The organism is Arthrobacter sp. AD-310, from assembly GCF_054656615.1.
This window is the reverse complement of the sequence record NZ_BAAHNO010000004.1, coordinates 68,659-89,735: the sequence shown is the minus strand read 5'-3', so window position 1 is coordinate 89,735 and position 21,077 is coordinate 68,659. Positions and strand designations below refer to the sequence as shown.

18 protein-coding genes and 2 tRNA genes are annotated in these 21,077 nt (G+C 67.6%); 5 read left to right on the top strand and 15 right to left on the bottom strand.

The genetic code is table 11. The features are described from left to right. The first annotated feature begins 3 nt into the window (after positions 1–3). Both ACYQ1Z_RS02355 and ACYQ1Z_RS02350 read left to right on the top strand, forming a co-directional pair. Positions 4–1,233 carry an aminotransferase class I/II-fold pyridoxal phosphate-dependent enzyme gene (locus tag ACYQ1Z_RS02355; RefSeq protein WP_459790818.1) on the top strand — a complete coding sequence of 410 codons (1,230 nt, stop codon included), beginning with the start codon at positions 4–6 and terminating at the stop codon, positions 1,231–1,233. After that, on the top strand, positions 1,233–2,021 hold the full coding sequence (locus ACYQ1Z_RS02350) for a spermidine synthase (RefSeq protein WP_459790817.1): 789 nt from the start codon (positions 1,233–1,235) through the stop codon (positions 2,019–2,021). The genes ACYQ1Z_RS02355 and ACYQ1Z_RS02350 overlap by 1 nt, the downstream gene beginning before the upstream one ends. A gap of 51 nt (positions 2,022–2,072) precedes the next feature. Here ACYQ1Z_RS02350 and rsmD read toward each other — a convergent pair whose 3' ends face one another. From rsmD to ACYQ1Z_RS02325, 5 genes are all read right to left on the bottom strand, one after another. Further along, the gene (rsmD, locus tag ACYQ1Z_RS02345; protein WP_459790816.1) at positions 2,073–2,702 is read right to left on the bottom strand and encodes a 16S rRNA (guanine(966)-N(2))-methyltransferase RsmD; all 630 of its coding nucleotides are present in this window, start codon (positions 2,700–2,702) and stop codon (positions 2,073–2,075) included. Between the two features lie 42 nt (positions 2,703–2,744). Continuing rightward, positions 2,745–5,018: an ATP-dependent DNA helicase RecG gene (locus tag ACYQ1Z_RS02340; RefSeq protein WP_459790815.1), complete on the bottom strand. Its 2,274-nt coding sequence runs from the start codon at positions 5,016–5,018 to the stop codon at positions 2,745–2,747. Beyond that, positions 5,008–5,994, bottom strand: coding sequence for a DAK2 domain-containing protein (locus ACYQ1Z_RS02335; protein WP_459790813.1), 987 nt, complete (start codon positions 5,992–5,994; stop codon positions 5,008–5,010). The genes ACYQ1Z_RS02340 and ACYQ1Z_RS02335 overlap by 11 nt, the downstream gene beginning before the upstream one ends. Before the next feature lie 22 nt (positions 5,995–6,016). Next, positions 6,017–7,078: a thiamine-phosphate kinase gene (gene thiL / locus ACYQ1Z_RS02330; protein WP_459790853.1), complete on the bottom strand. Its 1,062-nt coding sequence runs from the start codon at positions 7,076–7,078 to the stop codon at positions 6,017–6,019. Between the two features lie 94 nt (positions 7,079–7,172). Further along, positions 7,173–8,540 carry a hypothetical protein gene (locus ACYQ1Z_RS02325; RefSeq protein ID WP_459790811.1) on the bottom strand — a complete coding sequence of 456 codons (1,368 nt, stop codon included), beginning with the start codon at positions 8,538–8,540 and terminating at the stop codon, positions 7,173–7,175. 120 nt (positions 8,541–8,660) lie between these two features. Between ACYQ1Z_RS02325 and ACYQ1Z_RS02320 the strand changes: the two genes are divergently transcribed. Then, positions 8,661–9,164, top strand: coding sequence for a DUF3515 domain-containing protein (locus tag ACYQ1Z_RS02320; protein WP_459790810.1), 504 nt, complete (start codon positions 8,661–8,663; stop codon positions 9,162–9,164). A 39-nt stretch (positions 9,165–9,203) separates the two neighbouring features. Here the strand turns inward: ACYQ1Z_RS02320 and ACYQ1Z_RS02315 are convergent, their stop codons facing one another. From ACYQ1Z_RS02315 to leuC, 6 genes are all read right to left on the bottom strand, one after another. Continuing rightward, positions 9,204–10,343 (bottom strand): D-alanine--D-alanine ligase family protein, encoded by a 1,140-nt coding sequence (locus tag ACYQ1Z_RS02315; protein ID WP_459790808.1) that lies wholly within the window; start codon positions 10,341–10,343, stop codon positions 9,204–9,206. Between the two features lie 2 nt (positions 10,344–10,345). Then, positions 10,346–11,380: an NAD(P)H-dependent glycerol-3-phosphate dehydrogenase gene (locus ACYQ1Z_RS02310; RefSeq protein WP_459790807.1), complete on the bottom strand. Its 1,035-nt coding sequence runs from the start codon at positions 11,378–11,380 to the stop codon at positions 10,346–10,348. Between the two features lie 14 nt (positions 11,381–11,394). Further along, positions 11,395–12,174 (bottom strand): lysophospholipid acyltransferase family protein, encoded by a 780-nt coding sequence (locus tag ACYQ1Z_RS02305; RefSeq protein WP_459790806.1) that lies wholly within the window; start codon positions 12,172–12,174, stop codon positions 11,395–11,397. An 11-nt stretch (positions 12,175–12,185) separates the two neighbouring features. After that, positions 12,186–13,508: a UDP-N-acetylglucosamine 1-carboxyvinyltransferase gene (gene murA / locus ACYQ1Z_RS02300; protein WP_459790805.1), complete on the bottom strand. Its 1,323-nt coding sequence runs from the start codon at positions 13,506–13,508 to the stop codon at positions 12,186–12,188. A gap of 148 nt (positions 13,509–13,656) precedes the next feature. Beyond that, positions 13,657–14,259, bottom strand: a complete 603-nt coding sequence (gene leuD / locus ACYQ1Z_RS02295; protein ID WP_459790803.1) for a 3-isopropylmalate dehydratase small subunit — start codon at positions 14,257–14,259, stop codon at positions 13,657–13,659. A gap of 8 nt (positions 14,260–14,267) precedes the next feature. Then, positions 14,268–15,722 (bottom strand): 3-isopropylmalate dehydratase large subunit, encoded by a 1,455-nt coding sequence (gene leuC / locus ACYQ1Z_RS02290; RefSeq protein ID WP_459790802.1) that lies wholly within the window; start codon positions 15,720–15,722, stop codon positions 14,268–14,270. A 113-nt stretch (positions 15,723–15,835) separates the two neighbouring features. Between leuC and ACYQ1Z_RS02285 the strand changes: the two genes are divergently transcribed. Beyond that, positions 15,836–16,555: an IclR family transcriptional regulator gene (locus tag ACYQ1Z_RS02285; protein WP_009356552.1), complete on the top strand. Its 720-nt coding sequence runs from the start codon at positions 15,836–15,838 to the stop codon at positions 16,553–16,555. A 46-nt stretch (positions 16,556–16,601) separates the two neighbouring features. Continuing rightward, entirely contained in the window at positions 16,602–17,159 is a 558-nt protein-coding gene (locus tag ACYQ1Z_RS02280) for a DUF1697 domain-containing protein (protein ID WP_459790800.1), read from the top strand. Between the two features lie 7 nt (positions 17,160–17,166). On the opposite strand, the gene ACYQ1Z_RS02275 is transcribed toward ACYQ1Z_RS02280, so the two are convergent. The 4 genes from ACYQ1Z_RS02275 to ACYQ1Z_RS02260 form a co-directional block, all read right to left on the bottom strand. Next, entirely contained in the window at positions 17,167–18,780 is a 1,614-nt protein-coding gene (locus tag ACYQ1Z_RS02275) for a GTPase (protein WP_459790798.1), read from the bottom strand. Further along, positions 18,777–20,546, bottom strand: a complete 1,770-nt coding sequence (locus ACYQ1Z_RS02270) for a dynamin family protein (RefSeq protein ID WP_459790796.1) — start codon at positions 20,544–20,546, stop codon at positions 18,777–18,779. The genes ACYQ1Z_RS02275 and ACYQ1Z_RS02270 overlap by 4 nt, the downstream gene beginning before the upstream one ends. 177 nt (positions 20,547–20,723) lie before the next feature. Further along, positions 20,724–20,799, bottom strand: a tRNA-Glu gene (locus ACYQ1Z_RS02265). A 130-nt stretch (positions 20,800–20,929) separates the two neighbouring features. Continuing rightward, positions 20,930–21,001, bottom strand: a tRNA-Gln gene (locus tag ACYQ1Z_RS02260). Positions 21,002–21,077: the final 76 nt, after the last annotated feature.

Sequence of the window (21,077 nt, the reverse complement as noted above, 5' to 3'; positions counted from 1 at the left end):
TGGATGCATCCTCGACGGGAACATTCCGCGCCAACGGTTCCAGCGCCCTGGCAGCGAACGGCACTGGGGGCCAACCTGCTGGCGGCCGATGGCGGACTGGGGGTCACCATCTTCGAGGAGATGACCGCCCTGGCCGTGGACACCGGCGCCATCAACCTTGGCCAGGGGTTTCCGGACGAGGACGGACCACGGGATATTATCGAGGCCGCCCGCGCCGCGATCTCCGCCGGAGCGAACCAGTACGCCCCGGGCAAGGGCATCCCGCTGCTGCGTGAGGCCGTCGCCGCCCACCAGGAGCGCTTCTACGGGCTGACGCCCGACCCTGCGACCGAAATCATCGTCACCACCGGTGCCACGGAGGGCATCGCCGCGTCCCTGCTCGCTTTCGCAGGCCCCGGCGATGAGGTGCTGACGTTGGAGCCCTTCTACGATTCCTACGGTGCGGTGATCGGCCTCTCCGGCGCCACGCATGTAACGGCGCCGCTGCTGGCACCGGAATTCCTGCCGGACATGGCGGCCCTTGAAGCGGCCTTTAATGAGCGGACCCGGGTGGTTCTGCTCAATAACCCCCACAACCCGACCGGCGCCGTCTTCCCGCTGCATGTGCTGCAAAAAGTGGTGGAGCTGGCGCGGCGGCATGATGCCATCATCATCACGGACGAGGTCTACGAGCACCTGACGTTCGGTGTCCGGCACATCCCTGTGGCGTCCCTGCCGGGGGCGGCGGAGCGCACCATCACCATCTCATCAGCAGGGAAGACCTTTTCCCTCACGGGCTGGAAGGTCGGCTGGCTGTCGGGGCCGGAGGATCTTGTGGCGGCCGCCCGGACGGTGAAACAGTTCCTCACATACAGTTCCGGGACGCCGTTCCAGCCGGCCATCGCGGCGGGACTGGCGCTGCCGGATGACTTCTTTGCCGGCATCGCAGCGGACCTGGAGCGTAAACGGGACATCCTGAGCGATGGGCTGCGTGCCGCCGGTTTTACGGTTTTTGAGCCGCAGGGCACGTACTTCGTCAACGTGGATACTGCCCCGCTGGGCATCAGTGACTCCGTGGACCTCGCCAGGCGGTTGCCGGCGCTGGTTGGCGTCGCCGCTATTCCGGTCCCTGTCTTCTGCCATCCGGCGGGGGCGGAGCGGACCCGGAGCCTGCTCCGCTTTGCCTTTTGCAAGAAGACCGGCGTCCTGGAGGAGGCGGCCGCGCGGCTGGCCACCCTGGGCGGCAGGCTCTGATGCCGGCCGCCGGCGGTGGCCGCGCCGCCAGGTTCCTGCGGAGCACGGGCCAGCACGCCTCGATCGAGCCTGACGCATTTACCGAAGGCGCCTACGTGCTGAGCATCGGAGGCGCGCAGCAGTCACACGTAAACCTTGCCCATCCCGAAGACATCTTCTATGAATACCTCCGGCGGATCGGGCACCTGGTGGATCTGGCGGCACCGGCGGGCGCCCCCGTGAAGGCACTGCACCTCGGCGCCGGAGCGCTGACGCTGGCCCGCTACATTCAGGCGACCCGGCCGGGATCGGAACAATACGCCGTGGAGCTGGAGCGTGAGCTGCTGGCGTTCGTCCTCCAGCAGCTGCCGCTTCCGGAGGGGACGGCCCTGCACACCATCACCGGCGACGCCCGGGAGGCACTCGGCGGGCTGGACCCCGAAGCCGCATTCGACGTCGTGATCCTGGATATCTTCTCCGGCCCGGAAGCCCCCGCCCACATTGCCTGCACGGAGTTCTACAGCGAGGTCCGTGAAATACTGGCGCCCTCGGGCCTGCTGGTCGTGAACGTCGGGGACGAGCCGGGCCTGACACTGGTCCGCAGCCAGGTGGCCGCAATGCGGAGGGCGATGGCGGATGTTGCCGCCGTGGCGGAGGCGGGGATGTTCCAGGGCCGCTACCCGGGCAACATCGTCCTGGCCGGTACGCAGACGCCCTGGCCGGACAACTGGTCCGCAGAACTCGCGGCGCGCGGCCCGCACCCCGCCAGGGTCCTTGCCGGCGTGGACCTGGACCCTTTCGCCCGCTGACGGGCTGCCGGCCGGCGCACGAACATCCCGGCCGCGCGCGGGCACCCGGAGTTACCGGTCAGGCCCGTCCGCTTCCTCCGCCGCGGTAAGGTCATCCGGGCCGATGGCGTCGGGGACGTTGGGCTCGGCAAACCACAACCGGGTCTCGCCGTACTTTTTCTCGGCGAAACGCGCCAGGCTGTCGGGCCATTCCGGCTCCGGTGAGCGGGACGAACGCTCCACCACCACGACGGCGGCCGGCGCCAGATGGGCTGACAGCTTCTGGAGCGCTGCAGCGAGCGCCACCTCGTCCAGCGGGTAGGGCGGGTCGAGGAAGACCAGGTCCCAGGCGGCGGCGGGTGCTGCCCGGTCCAGGAAAGGTTCCACTTTGCTCCGGTGCACGGTGACCGCCTTACGGCCCAGGACCCCGTTGAGCAGGTCCGCATTCCGTTGGCAGACCGCGCTTGCCTTCGCGTCGGACTCCACGAGATCCACGGACTGCGCGCCCCTGCTGGCGCTCTCCACCCCCAGGGAACCGGATCCGGCGTACAGATCCAGCACACGCGCGCCCGCGATCACGTCGAAGGCGTCCAGCCGGGAGAACAGCGCCTCCTTGACGCGGTCCGTGGTGGGCCTGGTCAGGGACCCGGGGACGGCGGACAGCGGCGTGCCGCCGGCGGCACCGGCAATGATCCGGCTCATCGGGCCCGCCCGTGTCCGCCGCCGCGTACTGCGGCTTCCTTGTCATCCGCGTTCAAGGAACGCCTCCTTTTCCGGGTTGAGGTATTGGTCGATGGCTTCCGCCAAATACGGGTGGCCTGCCAGCAAGGGGTCCCGGCCCACGACGTCCTGGGCGTCCAGCCGTGCCCGTGCGATGACGTCTTCGTGCTCCAGCACCCGGAGCAGTTTCAGGGTGGAACGCCCGCCCGACTGCGAGGCACCAAGGATGTCGCCTTCGCGGCGCAGCTTCAGGTCCTCCTGGGAGAGGATGAATCCGTCAGTGGTCGCCGCCACGGCCTCCAGCCTGCGGCGGCTGGGGTGTCCGGGTTCGAGGGCTGTGACCAGCAGGCAGGTGCCGGGCAAGCCGCCGCGGCCCACGCGCCCGCGGAGCTGGTGGAGCTGGGAAATTCCGAAGCGGTCGGCGTCAAGGATGACCATCAGGGTTGCGTTGTGGACATCCACGCCCACCTCGATGACCGTGGTGGAAACGAGCAGCTTGACGCTGTTGCCCACGAACCCGGCCATGGTGGCCGACTTCAGCTCCGGGTCCTGGCGCCCGTGCAGCGGGGCGAGGGGAACCCCGGACAGGGAAGGCTCCCCGAGCAGGTGCTCGACGACGGCTGTCACCGACGCAAGTTCGCGTGCGTTTTCTTCCGTGTCCAGGCCCGGCGGTTCCGCCTCCCCCGGGCTGAAGTCGCCGTCGTCGTCGGTGCCGATCTTGGGGCAGACGACGTAGACCTGGTGGCCGTTGTCGATCTCTTCGCGGGCGCGCGCCCAGATGCGTCCGGCCCAGGCCGGATTCTCGGCCAGTCCCACCAGGTGCGTGGTGATGGGCGCCCTGCCCCGGGGCAGTTCGTCCAGGGTGGATGTCTCAAGGTCGCCGAAGACGGTCATGGCGACGGTACGCGGGATGGGTGTGGCGGTCATGACCAGCAGGTGCGGCGGTTTCCGGGCCTTCGCGCGAAGCGCGTCGCGCTGCTCCACGCCAAAGCGGTGCTGTTCGTCGACCACGATCAGGCCAAGGTCGTAAAAGGAAACGTTGTCGCTGAGCAGGGCATGGGTTCCGATAATGATCCCCGCTGTTCCCGATGCGGCATCCAGCATGGCTTGCCTGCGCGCCGCCGTCGGCATGGACCCGGTCAGCAGGGTGACCTGCACGGAGGCGCCGTCGTCCCCGGCGGGGCCGCCCAGCAGCCCGTCGCGGGAGAGCGGGCCGAGGGTGCGCCGGATCGAGTCGTAATGCTGGGCGGCCAGGACTTCGGTGGGGGCCAGCAGGGCGGCCTGTCCCCCGGCATCAACAACCTGCAGCATCGCCCGCAGCGCTACCACTGTTTTGCCGGAGCCGACTTCGCCCTGCAGAAGCCGGTTCATCGGAGTATCCCGGGCAAGTTCAGCCGCAAGGGTTTTCCCGATCGCGGACTGGCCGTCGGTGAGGGTGAACGGAAGTCCGCGGTCGAAGGCGGCCTGCACACCATCAGCGGCAGGCCGGCGGGCGGTGGCCTCCTCCGCAGCGAGCTGGGCGCGGCGCCGTGCGAGTGCTGACTGGAGCACCAGCGCTTCCTGGTAGCGGAACCGGTCCCGGGCCCGCTTCCAGTCGGCGGCCGATTCAGGCGCGTGGATCAGCCGGTATGCCTGGGCCAGCGGCAGGAATCCCTCCCGTTCGGCGATGGCGGCAGGGACGGGGTCAGGCAGGGAGCCGAGGTCGGCGGTCTCGAGCAGTGCCGTGACGACCTGCTCGATCTTCCAGCTGGGCAGCTTGGCGGTGGCGGGATAGACGGGGATGGGCATGGCGGCAAGCTTGCCGGCGTCCTGCCCGCCGGTGGTGAACGGGTCCTCATCCAGGACGTGGTAGTCCGGGTTGGTAAGGCCCAGCGACCCTTTGAAGCTGGTGACCTTCCCCGAAAACAGGGCCCGCCGGCCCGGCAGCAGCTCGGACTTGGCCCGGTAGGCGTTGAAGAAGCTGATCTTGAGCGTACCGGGCACTTTTCCCCGGTAGTCGGTGCCACCCACCAGCCGAAGCCCGGCCTGGCCGTCGTCGTCCGAAATCACGACGTCGGTGATGGTTCCCTTGCGGGCGCGCATGCTGCGGGTGTTCGTGGACAGCACCCGGGCGATCAGGGTCACGTCCTCATCCCGCGGAATTTCACTGATGGGTGTCAATTCACCGCGGGTCAGGTACCTCCGCGGGAAGTAGTTGAGCAGGCCTTCCACCGTGGTGATGCCAAGGTGCTTCTCGATGACAGCGGCGGAACGTTTGCCGATCCGGCGCTCAAGGGGAAGGCCCGGTTCAGCGTTCATGCCCACTGGAGTTCACTGCATCCGTGTCCGTGTCCCGCGGCAGGGCGAGCTCGCTGATGCTGATGTGCGAAGGTTCACCAAGGGACCGGATGATGCCGATCGCCGGTTCCTGCGCAGGGACGTGGACGTGCACCCGCCACCGGTAATTGCCGTCGTCGTCGGGCCCGCTGCCGACCTGGCTCATGATGACGGACTCGCCGATCTCGTCGAGCCGCTGCCGCAGCGTCGCGGCGTTGAGTGGTGAAAGGCTGATGGTGCACATGACTTCCACGCCGTCGTCGTCCGGCATGTCAGCGTGGATGTGCGGGTCCGCGACGTCGTAGCCATGGAGGCCGTCTAGAAGTTCGCTTTGGAGTTCCTCACCCAGGACCGCCGAGCGGAGGCAGTCCAGGATCAGGAGCATGCCGACACCGCCGGCGTCCACCACGTGGGCCGTGGTCAGGGCGTCAAGCTGGTCCTCGGTCTGGATGACGGCGGCGAGCGCCCCTTCAACGGCCGCGTCCAGCGCCAGCCCCAGGGCGTGGTTGCTGTCGTCACCGTTCTGGCCTGCGTCGACTGCGGCGGCGGAGCGGGCGGCTGCTTCCATCACCGACAGCATCGTGCCCGGCACGGGGTCGCTCAGTGCGGACCAGGCCCGGATCTGTGCCCGGTTCAGGGCGGCGGCCAGCAACGTGGACGTCAACCGGGTGTGGCCGGCGAGCGGTTCAGCGGCTGCGCACAGGAACACGGAGAACAGCGTTCCTGAGTTGCCCCTTGCTTCTTCGAGGGCGGCCTGCCCGGCTGTGGCAAGGACTGTCCCGACGTCCATCTGTGCGGGCTCTTCGCTGCTGCCGGCCAGGGACCGGGCCGCAGCCCGGACCGTCAGGTAGAGGTTGGTCCCGGTATCGCCGTCAGCCACCGGAAAGATGTTGATGGCGTTCAGGCGGTCGCTGTGGTTGCCAAGGGCAGTTTCAGCCTTGCTTAACCACCTCTTCATCGCTTGCGCGTTGGCGGCAACCTTAGTGTGCAAAGTGATCCCATCCCCCGGTGTCCGCGGACCGGCCCGCAATCTTGACGCCCGGGCCTTCATTGGTTCCCGGTGTTTGTACCGAGCCTATCTCAGTGAATCCGGCTGGCAGCGGAAAGCCGGACGGGAATGTGGCCAGAAGCCCGTGGTCCTCGCCGCCGTCCAGCACCCAGCGCGCCGCGTCCGTGCCGAGCAGGCCGGCCGCAGGCTGCAGGACGGCCGCCAGCCGCGCCAGGGAGTCCGGGTGGAAATGGACGACGACGTTGCTTGCCACCGCGAGCCTGCGCCCGTCCCGGACCAGGCCGTCGGAGACGTCCAGCATTGCCGTTGCACCGGCTGCCCTTGCGGCGGGGCCGGCGGACAGCGGCGGACGGGGCCTGCATTGCAGGTCGAGGAGGGCGCGCTGCCCGGCGGTAAGGCGCTCCACCGGCACACCCGACTCAAGGAGCGCCAGCCCTGCGGCGGCGTGCCCTGCCGTGCCTGCCAGAGCCAGGACGTCGCCGGGACGTGCACCTGAGCGCAGGACCGCCTCGCCGCCGTCGAGCGTTCCCAGCACCGCCACCGTAACGGAAATTTCCCGTCCGCGGCCAAGGTCCCCGCCAGCCACCGAACAGCCGGTGGCGCCAAGTTCCCGGATGCCGGCCGTCAAGCCGTCCGCAAGTCCTTCCACCCAACTGACGGGCGTTTCCGGCGGAAGCGTGAGGCTGACCACCATGGAAATTGCGGCAGCCCCCATGGCATTGATGTCGCTCAGGTTTTGCGCTGCCGCCTTCCAGCCCACGTCATACCCGGTGGTGCGGTAACCGTTGGGCCACACCAGGCGGAAGTCCTGGTCTTCAACCTGGGTGTCGATGCTGATGACTGTCCTGCCGTCTGCTGCCGCCACCACGGCGGCGTCGTCTCCGGGGCCGAGGAGGGTGGCCGCCGAATGGCTGGTTCCGAGCGCGAGCCGCGGAAAGATCCTGGCCAGGAGGTCGGCTTCGGACAGCCCGGCGACGGTGGGTTGGTGGTCGGGGGCAGCGGAGGGCGCAGCGGCGGACCCGGGAGTGTCCATTCCGGGACGGATGCGTTCGCTGCTGTTGATCGGCATTTCAGGCACGGCACTACGCTACAGCGCGGCACCGACAAGGGAGGCCCGGAAGCTTTGGCTACCGGTCCGGGAGCAGCCGGCAGGGAACAGCCACCTGCCACGGGGAGGGAGTGACGGGGACCACAGCCTCCACCAGGGCCGGATCGGCCGAGCACTTCTCCGTGGCGGCCTGGATGCCCGCGGTCCATTCCGGTCCTGTCTGCCGGGCGGGTGTTGCCTGGAAGTAGCTCGTGGAGAGAAAGACAGCCATGACAACGGGCGCCAGGTACCGTGCCCTGTTCCTTGCGATGACGCCCCGTTGTTCCGCCACGGCACAGGCAATTGGAACCAGGGCCAGCAGGAACATGGCGGGCGCGGCCGCATACCGGAAGAAGGTGAAGCTGGAAAGCCAGTCTTCCTTGGTGAAGCTTGCGAAATCGAATTCCGGCGAGGGATTGAGCACGGTGGCGGCGCCCCAGCAAATTGCGGCCGCGGCAAACGCATATGCGGCGGCAACCTTCCACTGCAGCTGCCCGGCAAGAAGGACATAGGCCAACAGGCCCAGGACAACGGCGGACGGGACAGCCACTGCGAAGGCGCCGAAAGTCACAATGTCCAGAGCCATGGCGCGGGGGTTGGTCTCCCAGATCGACCCCACAGCCTGCAGGAAGAATCCATAGATGACTGACAACGGCTGCATCGAGTCCAACCGTGGGGTTTCCGCGTACCGGGGGTCTGCGATGGTGGCCAGGAATTGAAAGCCGATTCCCACAACCAGCGCCGCCGGCGCCGCGTAGTTCCTCTTCCTGAGCGCCGTCCATAGAGCCAGCGGCAGGAACATGCCGACGATGATTTCCGTGGTGGCAGCGGCCAGTGTGGCAACGAACAGGCCGGCCTGCCCCGCCCAGGTCCGCGGCTTGTAGACCAGCAGCCAGGGGAAGAGCCACAGCACGTACCAGTGCAGGTTCGCCGCGTTACCCAGGACCTCCAGCGGACCCACCGGAAGAAGCACGGGAATCAGGGCAACCATCAGGCGGTAGCTCCTGTGCTGGAAAAGTTGCCCGGACAGGAAGTAGGTGCCCACGGAAATCGACGCAACCACCACGCAGCTGAGGAAAGAGACCAGGCTGGCGTAGGCGCCGATGGGGCCTATCGTGTACGCGATGCCGGAAATTGTCCTCGGGATGGTGTGGAGATAGCCCGCGTAAGGGTCGATGATGCTTTGCCACGGGCCAATCGACATTGTCTCCGCGAGGAAGACAGCGGCGTCCTCGGCCCACAGTGTCCCGCGCGAGACCTCCGGGAGCCGGAACCAGGCCAGGAAGCTGATCAGCACGACTGCGGCGGCAACCCCCGTAGCCCTGAGAATACCTGCCCGAAATGGCTGGGTTGCCGGTTTCTCTGGATCCAGCGCAAGGGACGGTGCGGCAACGGGGGTGTTATTCATGATGGAACCAGCTTAAGGGGATCGGAAGGTGCCCGGTCACCGCCGGCACACAGCCCCACGCCTGGGCGGGACCAGCAGGGGAAATTGGCCTTGCCCGGCGCAAGCCGGGATGATGGACCCATGCCTCACCCCACGCTTTCCCTGCCCGCCCGTGCCTTCAGGATGGCGTGGATCGGGTGCCTCGCAGTCATCCCCCTGGCAGCTTGTTCCCCCGCCGTGGACGTTACGGCCGCCAAGGACGCCGCCAATCCTGCCTGCGCGCCCATGATGGTCTCACTCCCGGACGCCCTCGGGGACGCGCCGCTCCGGAAGACCAACAGCCAGGCGACGGCCGCCTGGGGCGACCCCTCGCTGGTCATCCTCCGCTGCGGCGTCAACGTGCCGGGTCCCACCACGGACCGGTGTGTGACGGTGAACGGGATCGACTGGGTGATCCGGGAAGGCGACCCGGCGTGGACGTTGACCACCTACGGCCGCGAACCGGCGACGGAGATCCTGATGGACCCGGACAAGATCAGCTCCGCGACCGTGCTGGCCGACCTGGCGTCAGCGGCCGGCAAGGTGCCGGCCACACGGAGCTGCGTAGGCCAGGAGGAACTCCGGAACCTGCCGCAGAGCCAATAGTGGGCCCGCGCCGGATGGGAACCCTGCCGGTGGGGAGGGTCAGCGCAGCCCGGTCTGCCGGTTCAGGGCGAGGTAGATAAGTTCATCGATCAGGTCCGCATAGCCCAGCCCGGAGGCGGCCCACATTTGCGGGTACATGCTCTTGGGGGTGAACCCGGGCATGGTGTTGATCTCGTTGATGATGAGCTCGCCCTCGGGCGTGTAGAAGAAATCGACACGGCTCAGGCCCTCGGCGCCGACGGCATCAAAGGCCGCGGCGGCCAGTTCCCGGACCCGGGCTATGGCTTCTTCGGGGATGTCCGCAGGACAACTCAGCGCCGCGGCGTCGTCCTCCACGTATTTGGCGTTGAAGTCGTAGAACTCGTGACCGCCGCCGGCGACGGAAATTTCGCCGGGCATCGATGTCCGTGGAGCGTCCGTGCCCCTGCCCTCCAGCACGGCGCACTCGATTTCGCGGCCCACGATTCCGGCCTCGATGACCAGCTTCAGGTCATGCAGCCTGGCTTCCTCGATGGCGGCGTCGAGCTGCTCGAGCGAGTCCACCTTGGAGATCCCCATGGACGATCCCGCCCGGGCAGGCTTGACGAATACGGGGAAGCCCAGACGGTCCACCTGCTTGCGGACGGCTTCGGGGTCCTTGCGCCACTGGCGGTCGGTGACGGCGACGTAGGGTCCGACGTGAAGCCCGGCAGCCTCGAAGACCACCTTCATGTAGTGCTTGTCCATGCCCACGGCCGAGGCAAGGACACCGGCGCCAACATAGCGGGTGTCCGACAGCTCCAGGAGGCCCTGGATGGTGCCGTCTTCACCGAAGGGCCCGTGCAGCAGGGGGAAAACCACGTCGACGGTGCCAAGTTCCCGCGGCACCTCGTTGGGTGCAGCGGCAATCAGCTGGTGGTCCCCGCCGATTTCGGCCAGGGTAACGGTTTCCGCAGACGGCTTCACCTCCGGCAATGCCGACCCGGCGAGGGACCACTGGGCGGTGTCGGCCGAAGCCAGGACCCACTGGCCGGACTTGGCGATCCCAATGGGGATGACCTCGTACTTGTCCTTGTTGATTGCGCCGAGGACGCCCGCAGCGGTCACGCAGCTGACAGCATGTTCACTGGAGCGGCCGCCGAAAAGTACCGCCACCCGGGGCTTGGCCGGTTTACCCGCGGTCAGGTTGTCATGGGACATCGTCAGTCATCGCCTTCAGGTTTCAGTTCCCGGGACAGCAGGACGGGCCCCAGTTGGTCAACGGACAGTTTGCCGGCCAGCACGGCGACGACCGCGGCCGTGATGGGCATCTCGACGCCCAGCTTCCCGGCCAGTTGGTGCACGGCCTGGCCAGACTTGATGCCTTCGGCGGTCTGGGTCATCTTCAGGCCCACCTCGTCCAGCGTGAGCCCCTGGCCCAGCAGCCGGCCCGCGGTGTGGTTCCGCGAAAGCGGCGACGAGCAGGTGGCCACCAGGTCCCCCAGGCCCGCCAGGCCCGCCATGGTTTTTGCCTCTCCGCCAAGTGCCAGGGCGAGGCGCGACGTTTCGGCCAGGCCCCGGGTGATCACGGACGCCTTGGTGTTGTCCCCCATCTGCTTTCCTTCGCAGATGCCCACAGCCAGCGCAATCACGTTCTTAACGATGCCACCGATTTCGACGCCGACAACGTCGGAGGTGGTGTAGGGCCGGAAGTAGGGCGCAGTGCAGCTGCGGGCAAGCCAACCTGCAACGGCGGAATCCTCGCACGCCACCACGGAGGCCGTGGGCTCTTCGCGGGCGATTTCCATCGCAAGGTTGGGCCCGGACACGACGGCGATACGCCCGGCCGGGAGGTCAAGCTCCTCGCTGATGACCTCGCTCATGCGGGCATCGGTTTCGAGCTCGAGCCCCTTCATCAAGGACACAACGATGGCCCCCGGAGCGATCAGGCCCTTCCATTCACGCAGCTGCGGCCGCAATGATTGGGCCGGAACCGCCAGGACCACCAGGTCTGCTCCCCGCAGCACGTCCCGGACATCCGTGGATGCCGTGATGCTGGGCGGCAAGGCAATGTCCTTCAGGTACTGGACGTTGCGGTGCAGGCTGTTGATCTGCCCGACCACCTCGCTACGCCGTCCCCACAGCCTGATGTCCCGCTGGACTCCGGCCGCGTCAGCGGCGTCGGCAAGGATCTTCGCAAACGTGGTTCCCCAGGATCCGGCGCCGAGTACGGCCACGGTCCGGGCTGAACCCGACATGTTCGCGCCGGCGGTCACGGAGCGTCCGCCCCGTTTCCGGGCTGAGGCTCCTGCTGTCCGCGCTCAACGAACCGGCCTTGCTTTGCCTGCTGCTTCCGGGACGGATCCCAGCGTTCCGCCGGCGGCTCTTCGCCCCGAAGTTCGGCCAGCAGCGCGGTTATGGCGTCCATGATGGCCTCGGTCGCGGCGGCCAGGGTGGCCTTGTCCAGCGGCTGGGCGGAGAACGCGGAGAGGTCCACGGGCGCCCCGACCTTGACGCGGGACTGCTTCCGGGGGAACAGGTGGAACCGTTTGCCGTAGCGCGGAAACACCTCGTGTGCACCCCAGTGCGCGATGGGAACCACGGGGATTCCGCCCTCGATGGCGAGCCGGGCAGCGCCGGTGTGGCCCTTCATGGGCCAGAGGTCGGGGTCGCGCGTCAGCGTTCCCTCGGGGTAAATGATGATGGCACCGCCCTCGGCGACGATCTCCTGGGCAACCTGCAGCGAGCGGTTCGCGCCCGCCGTCGAACGCTCCACGGGAACCTGCTTCGTGGCCCGCAGCAGCCAGCCAAGCCCGGGCACGTCAAAGAGGCCCGATTTGGCGAGGAAGTGCGGCGCACGCTTCTGGTTGTACAGCATGTGGCCCACCACAAGGGGGTCGATTTCGGTGCAGTGGTTGGGAACGGCGATAAAGCCGCCGGCGGGCAGGTTTTCCGTGCCCTCCCATTTCTTGTCCATCATGAGGTTCATCAGGGGCCGTACGACGCCGGCGATGAAAACGAATGTGGCCCTGCTTTTGGCCGATTCCTTCACGGTCCGTCCCGTTACTTCGTGGTGATGTCGAAATCGGCACCAAGCCCGGCAAGCTTCTCGGTGAACCGTTCGTAGCCGCGGTTGATGATGTCGATGCCCGTGACCCGCGAGGTTCCCGTTGCCGCGAGGGCGGCAATCAGGTGGCTGAATCCGCCACGGAGGTCCGGGACATCGATATCCGTTCCCTTGAGCTGCGTGGGGCCGGAGATGACCGCCGAGTGCAGGAAATTGCGCTGGCCGAAACGGCACGGGACGCTGCCCAGGCATTCGCGGTGCACCTGGATGCTGGCACCCATCCGGATCAGGGCGTCCGTGAAGCCGAAGCGGTTTTCGTACACCGTTTCGTGGACGATGGAGACACCCTCGGCCTGGGTGAGCGCCACAACCAGCGGCTGCTGCCAGTCGGTCATGAAGCCGGGGTGCACGTCGGTTTCCAGGACCAGCGGATTGAGTTTGCCGCCGGGGTGGTAGAACCGGATCCCATCCTCGCCGATGTCCATTCCGCCACCCACCTTGCGGTAGGTGTTCAGGAAGGTCATCATGTCCCGCTGCGAGGCGCCTTCGACGAAAATATCGCCGCGGGTAACCAGGGCAGCTGAGGCCCACGACGCCGACTCGTTGCGGTCCGAGAGGGCGCGGTGGTTGTAGCCGCCAAGGTCGCGGACGCCCTCAATACGGATGGTGCGGTCCGTCTGGACGCTGATGATGGCGCCCATCTTCTGCAGCACGGCGATCAGGTCGATGATCTCCGGCTCGGTGGCGGCGCCGGTGAGTTCGGTAATGCCCTCCGCGCGGGTGGCACTGAGCAGCACCTGCTCCGTGGCGCCCACGGACGGGTACGGCAGCGAGATCTTGGCGCCGTGCAGGCCCTTGGGGGCGGAGATGTGGATGCCGCCCGGGCGCTTTTCCACAACAGCGCCGAACTGGCGCAGCACGTCGAGGTGGTAATCGATGGGGCGGTCACCGATCTTGCAGCCTCCAAGATCGGGTATGAACGCTTCACCGATCGCGTGGATCAGTGGACCGCACAGGAGGATCGGGATCCGGGAGTCGCCCGCGTGGGCGTCGATGGCCGTGCTTGGCGCGGTTTTGGCGTCCTTCGGGTCCAGTGTCAGGTCGCCCGATACGGGGTCCTTCACGACCGTAACGCCGTGCAGCTGGAGGAGGGAGGTGACCACCTCCACGTCCTTGATCTCCGGGACGTTCCGCAACACCGACGGTTCGTTGCCCAGCAACGCCGCCACCATCGCCTTGGGGACCAGATTCTTTGCCCCCCGGACGGTGACGCGGCCAGTAAGCGGGACGCCGCCGCGGATTGTCAGAACACTACTCATATACCGGTTTCCTCACGATTACTCGCCCCCAAATCCTTGCAAAGGCTCCAACCAAGCATATGAGTTCGTGTTACCGAACCGAAATACGTAAGGCCCCGCCACAGGGTGTGGCGGGGCCCAGGCAGGAAGAACGGGCGCTGCGGTCCGGTCAGGAGAGCCTGGCCGGCAGGGTTTTGGGCTTGAAGGAAGGCCGGGTGGCCTCGTAGGCCGTGATGTCCGCCTCATGCTGCAGGGTGAGCCCAATATCGTCCAGGCCTTCGAGCAGGCGCCAGCGGGTGTAGTCGTCAATCTCGAACGGCGCCACAATGTTGCCGCAGACCACTGTCTTGGACTCAAGGTCAACGGTGACTTCGGTGCCGGGAGCGTTTTCCAGTTCTTTCCAGATCAGCTCAATGTCATCCTGCGCCACCTGGGCGGCCAACAGTCCCTGCTTGCCCGAGTTGCCCCGGAAGATGTCCGCGAACCGGGAGGAGAGGACGGCCTTGAATCCGTAGTCCTTCAACGCCCACACCGCGTGCTCGCGGGAGGATCCGGTGCCGAAGTCCGGGCCGGCCACGAGGACCGATCCGGACGTGTAGGGCTCCTGGTTGAGGATGAAGGAGGGGTCCTTGCGCCATGCCGAGAACAGCGCGTCCTCGAAGCCGGTGCGGGTGATCCGTTTCAGGTACACGGCGGGGATGATCTGGTCCGTGTCAACATTGCTTTGGCGCAGCGGAACGCCGATTCCGGTGTGCTTGGTGAACTTTTCCATGATGCGTCCTAGGCTGCGTCGGTGCGGATGGCGGCGGATTCGGGAGCCGGACCGAGGTCCGAAGGCGAGCTGAGGGTGCCCCGGACGGCCGTGGCTGCTGCCACCACCGGCGAGACCAGGTGGGTGCGGCCACCCTTCCCCTGGCGGCCCTCGAAGTTGCGGTTGGAGGTGGAAGCGCACCGCTCCCCCGGCTCCAGTTGGTCAGGGTTCATTCCCAGGCACATGGAGCAGCCGGCGAAGCGCCATTCAGCGCCAAAGTCCTTGAAGACCCGGTCGAGGCCCTCGGCCTCGGCCTCGAGCCGCACACGGGCGGAGCCGGGCACCACCAGCATGCGGACCTGCGGATCCTTTTCACGGCCGCGGATGATGTCAGCGGCGGCGCGGAGGTCCTCGATCCGCGAGTTGGTGCAGGAGCCCAGGAAGACCGTGTCCACGCGGATGTCCTTCATCGGCGTGCCTGCTTCCAGGCCCATGTACTGCAGGGCGCGCTCGGCGGCCGCCTTGGCGTTCTCGTCCCCGAAGTCCTCCGGCGAGGGAACAGCCTCGGACAGAGACACGCCCTGGCCGGGGTTGGTCCCCCAGGTGACGAACGGCTCCAGCGTGTCGGCGTCGAGGTCAACATGCGCGTCGAAGGTGGCGTCGTCGTCGGTCTTCAGCGTGTTCCAGTACTCGACGGCGGCGTCCCAGTCCGCGCCCTCCGGCGCGTGCGGGCGGCCCTTCATGTATTCGTAGGTGGTTTCGTCCGGTGCCACCATGCCGGCGCGGGCGCCGGCTTCGATGGACATGTTGCAGATGGTCATGCGGGCATCCATGGACAGGGCACGGATGGCGGAGCCGCGGTATTCCAGCACGTAGCCCTGGCCGCCGCCGGTGCCGATCTTGGCAATCACGGCCAGGATGATGTCCTTGGCGGTCACACCCGGGCGCAGCGTTCCCTCAACATTAACGGCCATGGTCTTGAACGGCTTCAGGGACAGCGTCTGGGTGGCCATGACGTGTTCCACCTCGGAGGTGCCGATACCCATCGCGAGGGCCCCGAAGGCGCCGTGGGTGGAGGTGTGCGAGTCTCCGCATACCACGGTCATCCCCGGCTGGGTGAGGCCCAGCTGGGGGCCGACCACGTGGACGATGCCCTGCTCGGCATCGCCCAGGCTGTGCAGCCGGACACCGAATTCGGCGCAGTTGTTGCGCAGGGTCTGGATCTGCGTCCGGCTGGTGAGGTCGGCGATAGGCTTGTCGATGTCCAGCGTCGGGGTGTTGTGATCCTCCGTGGCGATGGTCAGGTCCGGACGGCGCAGCTTCCGGCTGGCCAGGCGCAGGCCTTCGAACGCCTGCGGGGATGTGACCTCGTGGACGAGGTGAAGGTCGATGAAGAGAAGGTCGGGCTGGGCATTGGCGCCGTCACCGTCGCCTTTGCGCACCACGTGTGCGTCCCAGACTTTCTCGGCCAATGTTTTTGCCATGGCCATCTCCCTTCACTGCTGTTTGGCTGATTGGTTCAACTGAATCAGGACGGCTCGACAGTGCGCCAGCCGAAAGATTTGCATCTCAGATATTGAGACGGCAATATCATTACATGGACAATTCTAGTGGAGTCGGTGTCATTGATAAAGCGGCCCAGGTGCTTGATGCCCTCGAGGCCGGACCCACCACGCTGGCCCAGCTCGTGGCAGCTACCGGACTGGCCCGCCCCACTGTCCACCGCCTTGCTTTGGCGCTCGTCCACCACCGGCTTGTCAGCCGCGACATCCAGGGGCGGTTCGTCCTGGGCAGCCGTCTTGTAGAGCTTGCCTCGGCTGCGGGTGAGGACCGCCTGATCGCCTCCGCCGGCCCTGTACTGATGCAACTCCGCGACGCCACCGGGGAGAGCGCCCAGATCTTCCGGCGCCAGGGTGACTGGCGTGTCTGCGTCGCCTCCGCCGAACGTCCCATCGGCCTGCGCGACACGATTCCGGTCGGCACCCAGCTGTCCATGAAAGCCGGCTCCGCGGCGCAGGTGCTGCTGGCCTGGGAGGACCACGACCGGCTGCTGGAAGGCCTTCAATCCGCCCGTTTCACCCCCACCGTCCTGGCAGGCGTACGACGGCGGGGCTGGGGCCAGAGCCTCGGCGAACGCGAGCCGGGGGTCGCCTCCGTCTCCGCACCGGTGCGCGGACCGTCCGGCCGCGTGATCGCCGCCGTGTCCATCTCCGGCCCGATCGAGCGGCTGACCCGCCAGCCCGGCAGGCTGCACGCCGAGGTCGTCTGCAACGCCGGCCGCATCCTGACCGAGGCCCTGCGCAAGAACAACGACTGACCGGCTGCAGGGCCGGGCGTCTTCGCCCGGGCGCTAGGCTGTGCCCATGGGCAGCTACGCAGTTTTCCTCCGGGGCATCAACGTTGGCGGCATCACTATCAGGATGGCCGACCTCAAAGACGCCCTGGAGGCGTGCGGGTTCGCCGACACCAGGACCCTGCTGGCCAGCGGCAACGTTGTCCTCACCAGCCCCAAGGATGCGGCCGAAGTGAAGCGGGACTGCGAAAAATGCCTCCGCGCCGCGTTCGGCTACGAAGCCTGGGTGGTGGTCCTCGAGGCAGGACGCATGGCCGAGCTGGTTGAGGCCTGCCCCTATCCGGAAGACGACAAGTCCACGCACTCCTACATCACGCTGTCATCGGACACCGCCGTCCTGGATGAGCTGGATGCGGCTGGGGCTGCCCTTGAGGGTTCGGAGCAGCGGCGGCTGGGACCTGAAGCCCTGGCGTGGCTGGCTCCGGCCGGCGGAACTCTGGCCAGCCCCTTCAGCAAGCTTTCGGCAAAGGCGAAATTCAAATCCGCCACCACAACCCGGAACCTGCGGACGCTGATCAAGGTCCGTGACGCTGCGGCCGCTTTGGAAAACGGCAGCCGCAAGGGCTGACGCAGGCCTACCTGGTTGCCTTCTGCAGGGCCGCGTTGAAAGCCGCATGCCTGCTGACTTCCACCTCCACCGGCTCGACGACGAGTTCCTGCGCCACCGACGCGACTGCCGCAGTGAGCCGCTTCCGCGCCGTGGCGGCACGGGCACTGGCCGCCCCTGCCGCAATGAAGCGTCCGGTGATCGCCAGGACTACCCCCAGCACAACTCCCAGGGCGATCATCAACGTGGGCAGCGGCCACCCCTCCACGCGCGGCACCTCCGGCACGGGCAGCTGGAGGTAGTCCAGCCCGGCGAGCACGCCGAGCCAGCCGAGGCCGCCCAGCACCGTCACGAGGGCCAGCCATTGCACGACGTTAAACAGGCCCCACCACCAGGCCTTGCGGTTGGCACCCAGGTCCGTTCCGGCGATGGCCTGGTCGACGGCATCCGGCAGTCGTTCCCGCCCCTCCCTCGCAGCTCCGCGGATCGCCGCCCGCCACGGGCCGGGTGCCCCTGCACTGGCGGCGTCGGCGAACGCCCGCACGGCCGCGTCCGTCCGGGCGCGTTCCGGCGCCCCGGCAGGTGGAAGTGACGTCCGGTTCAGCTCCGCCGGCGCGCTGCTGCGCAGGTTGAGGCGCCGCAATGGATCCGGCCTGAACCGGGACAGCCACCGGGTTACCGGCCAGCCGGTCCTCCGGACGGATTCCAGCCGGTATGACTGTGCGACCGCCCGCACCACCACCGGGACATTGGCGGCGGCAGCCAGCTCGTCCGCCAGCCTCGTAACGGATGGCTTCCGGACGCCGGCAGCCATCCCGTCGCCGGACACCTCCTGCAGCTTCCTGGACGCGTCCGTGACGTCGGCGTCCAGTCGCTGTGACTGCGCCCGGCGTTGCACTGCGACACTCCGGATTGCAGCCCGAACCGCATCGATCCCTTCACCCGTCAGCGCCGACGCCGGCAGGATCCGGACCGAGCCCAGTCCCTCGGCAGCAAGGATTCCGCGAAGGGACTCCAGCACCGGCTGCACGTCCCGCTCCGGGAGCCGGTCCACCTGGTTGAGCACCACCAGGGTCACGGCGCCGTGCGAGGCCAGCGGCGCAAGGAACCCCTGGTGCACGGCCGCGTCCGCGTATTTCTGCGGGTCCAACACCCACACCAGGACGTCAACCAGGCCAACCATCCGTTGCACCACCTGGCGGTTGGCCTCCCGGGTGGAATCAAAATCGGGAAGGTCCAGCAGGATCAGGCCCGTGCCCTCGTCCGCGAAGCCGTCGACCGCTGCCGCATGATGCCGGTGGCGCACTTCGAGCCAGTCAAGAAGCGGAGCGCTGCCGTCCGCTCCCCAGACCCCCGCAAGGGGTTCGGACGTCGTGGGGCGCCGGACGGCCGCCGTCGCGATTTCCGCCCCGCTGACAGCATTGAAAAGGGAGGATTTCCCGCTTCCTGTCGCGCCGAAGAAGCCCACCACGGTGTGGTCCGCGGACAGGGACCGGCGGGAGCTGGCCCTTTCCAGGACGTGGAGCGCCTCCTCGAGCGCCGCATCGGGAAGGACGCCTTCGCCCAGTTCCCGGGCGTCGGCCAGCGCCTGCAGCCTGGCGTCGAGGCGCGACGCCTCGCGCGCTCCGCTGTGCCGGCTCACGCGTTCCCCGCCAGCCTGGTCAGCGATTCGGCGTGGATGCCCAGCGTGCGGTCCGCCGTACCCCCGGACCCGGGCAGGCGGTGAAGGAATCTCTGTTGCTCCTCCACCAGCAGCTGCCGGCAGCGGACCGCAAGATCCTCACGCGCCTTTTCAGCCATCCGCCGGACGGCGTCCTCGCCGAAAACGGCTTCCAGGAGCCGCTGGCCCACCACGGCAGTGCCGCCTGCCACGCCGATTTCAAGCCCCGTCAATCCGGCGGTCATGGAGAAAACCACGATCATCAGCGCCGCGCCGAGGCCGTTGACGCCGAATGACAGCCACCGTGCCTGCGTCCTTTTCCCCTGCCCTTCCGTGCGGATGAGTTCCATCAGCGCTTCCTGCCATGCGCGGATCTCCGCTGCGGAGCGGTCGGCGAAGCCCGCGGACGTGCCGGACAGGTCGTCCGCCCCCAGAAGCTGGCGCCCTGCGGGATCGGACCGCCACCGCCGGTCCGTCTCCTCGGCGGCGTTGGCTGCCTCGTCCAGGATGACGGCCTGCAGCCCCGTCTCGATGGCGGCCTCCACCCGGACGGCGGGTGCAGGTTCGCCCCGGAAGAATGCGCCCAGCCGGTCGCGGAACCGGCCGACATTCTGTTCCAGGGTCCGGAAGAACTCGCCGGTGCCCACAAAATCCTGCCAGCGTGCCAGCACTTCGCCGCGCAGGAGCGCGCCGTCCCTGGTTGCCTCCAGGATCCGCTCCGCAGCGCCGCGGTAGGCGGTGGCTGCGTCCGCTTCCAGGCGGGCGGCGGCGCGCTGCTGCTCCAGCACCGCCTGTGCGACCCCGGACACCTTGCCGCCGAGGGCACGGACGGCGCCGTGCAGGGTGCGCCGGGCGACGTCGGAGCGCCCGGCGGCATCCGCGGCGAGGTCCCCCAGCCACGCGCGCAGCGGTTCGACGGTTCCGCCGGGAAGCATGCCATGCGCGTCCAGGGTGGTTTCAGGGATGATGAACAGCTCCGCGCCGCCCAGGCCTTCCCTGTCCAGGAGGCCCCGAAGGTCCGCGCTGACCTCAGCCTCCGCTCCTGCGGGGACGCGGTCCAGGACCACGGCCACCGTGATGTCCCGCGACGCGGCGTCCAGCAGCAGCTTCCAGGGCACGGCGTCGGCGTAGCGGTTGGCAGTGGTGACGAAGACCCAGAGATCGGCCGCCGCCAGCAGTTGGGCGGCGAGCTGCCGGTTCTCGTCAGAGATCGAGTCGACGTCGGGAGCGTCGAGGATCGCGATGCCTGCCGGAACAGCGGGGTCGCCGAGCAGGACCAAAGACGGGATCCCTCCGCCGTCAGGCCGGACGGGGCTGCCAGGGCGGGGTGCGGCACCGGTCAGCACCCCGTGGATCCGGCTGAGGCCCGGAAGGACCCGCTGCCCTTCGAACCATGCCGCCTCGCCGGGATTGTGCAGCAGGATGGGTTGCCGGGTGGTGGGACGGATAGCGCCGGCGCGGGTTACGGGGTGCCCCACCAGTGCGTTGACCATGGTGGATTTGCCTGCGCCTGTGGATCCCCCGACGACGGCAAGCAGCGGCGCGTCCAGGCTGCGGTACCGCGGGAGGATGTAGTCGTCGAGCTGGCTGAGTGCGTGGGCGGCCTCGAGGCGGGCTTCCGCGGCACCGGGAAGTTCCAGTGGCAGGGAGAGCCCGGCCAGGGAGTTCCGCACGTCCTCCAGCAAAGCCACGGCAGCCGCGGTCTGCTCCGGCGGGTTGGGGCCACTGTGCTCGTTCCGGGAGGTCACAGGAACATCATGCCAGTTCAGCGCGCGGCCCGCGGGACATCGGCGGCTTGTCCACGCCAACGCGTTGACCAGGATCCTGTTCGCCAGTCCGCCCCTTGTAAGTTCGGATTCGTGAACAGGGCCAAGAAACACCGGGAAATAAAAATGGTCCCGGGCTGATGCCCGGGACCATTTCCTTGGTGACCCCAGCGGGATTCGAACCCGCGTTACCGCCGTGAGAGGGCGGCGTACTAGGCCGCTATACGATGGGGCCGTGTACTTTCCTCCAGCGTTTCCGCTGGTCAAGCTCAGTGATTGTTTCACACACTTTGCTCTAGTTCCAAATCGGCGGACCGGCTGGAACTTTCCTGTTTTGAGGCCGTGGAGCGGCGATCAAACCAGAGCTGGGATACCAGGACTCGAACCTAGAATGACGGTACCAGAAACCGTAGTGTTGCCAATTACACCATATCCCAATGGCACTTTCGGGCCGGTCTTCAGGGCCTTCGCCCTGCTCCGTGCGCCTCAGCACGAGAAAATACTCTACCCGAG

Excerpts from the sequence above, each read along its gene's own strand:
- leuD (WP_459790803.1), bottom strand. The coding sequence starts at position 14,259 with ATGGAAAAGTTCACCAAGCACACCGGAATCGGCGTTCCGCTGCGCCAA.
- ACYQ1Z_RS02320 (WP_459790810.1), top strand. The coding sequence starts at position 8,661 with ATGCCTCACCCCACGCTTTCCCTGCCCGCCCGTGCCTTCAGGATGGCG.
- ACYQ1Z_RS02340 (WP_459790815.1), bottom strand. The coding sequence starts at position 5,018 with ATGAACGCTGAACCGGGCCTTCCCCTTGAGCGCCGGATCGGCAAACGT.
- rsmD (WP_459790816.1), bottom strand. The coding sequence starts at position 2,702 with ATGAGCCGGATCATTGCCGGTGCCGCCGGCGGCACGCCGCTGTCCGCC.
- ACYQ1Z_RS02335 (WP_459790813.1), bottom strand. The coding sequence starts at position 5,994 with ATGAAGAGGTGGTTAAGCAAGGCTGAAACTGCCCTTGGCAACCACAGC.
- thiL (WP_459790853.1), bottom strand. The coding sequence starts at position 7,078 with ATGGACACTCCCGGGTCCGCCGCTGCGCCCTCCGCTGCCCCCGACCAC.
- ACYQ1Z_RS02310 (WP_459790807.1), bottom strand. The coding sequence starts at position 11,380 with ATGTCGGGTTCAGCCCGGACCGTGGCCGTACTCGGCGCCGGATCCTGG.
- ACYQ1Z_RS02315 (WP_459790808.1), bottom strand. The coding sequence starts at position 10,343 with ATGTCCCATGACAACCTGACCGCGGGTAAACCGGCCAAGCCCCGGGTG.
- ACYQ1Z_RS02355 (WP_459790818.1), top strand. The coding sequence starts at position 4 with ATGCATCCTCGACGGGAACATTCCGCGCCAACGGTTCCAGCGCCCTGG.
- leuC (WP_459790802.1), bottom strand. The coding sequence starts at position 15,722 with ATGGCAAAAACATTGGCCGAGAAAGTCTGGGACGCACACGTGGTGCGC.
- ACYQ1Z_RS02350 (WP_459790817.1), top strand. The coding sequence starts at position 1,233 with ATGCCGGCCGCCGGCGGTGGCCGCGCCGCCAGGTTCCTGCGGAGCACG.
- ACYQ1Z_RS02280 (WP_459790800.1), top strand. The coding sequence starts at position 16,602 with ATGGGCAGCTACGCAGTTTTCCTCCGGGGCATCAACGTTGGCGGCATC.
- ACYQ1Z_RS02285 (WP_009356552.1), top strand. The coding sequence starts at position 15,836 with ATGGACAATTCTAGTGGAGTCGGTGTCATTGATAAAGCGGCCCAGGTG.
- murA (WP_459790805.1), bottom strand. The coding sequence starts at position 13,508 with ATGAGTAGTGTTCTGACAATCCGCGGCGGCGTCCCGCTTACTGGCCGC.
- ACYQ1Z_RS02325 (WP_459790811.1), bottom strand. The coding sequence starts at position 8,540 with ATGAATAACACCCCCGTTGCCGCACCGTCCCTTGCGCTGGATCCAGAG.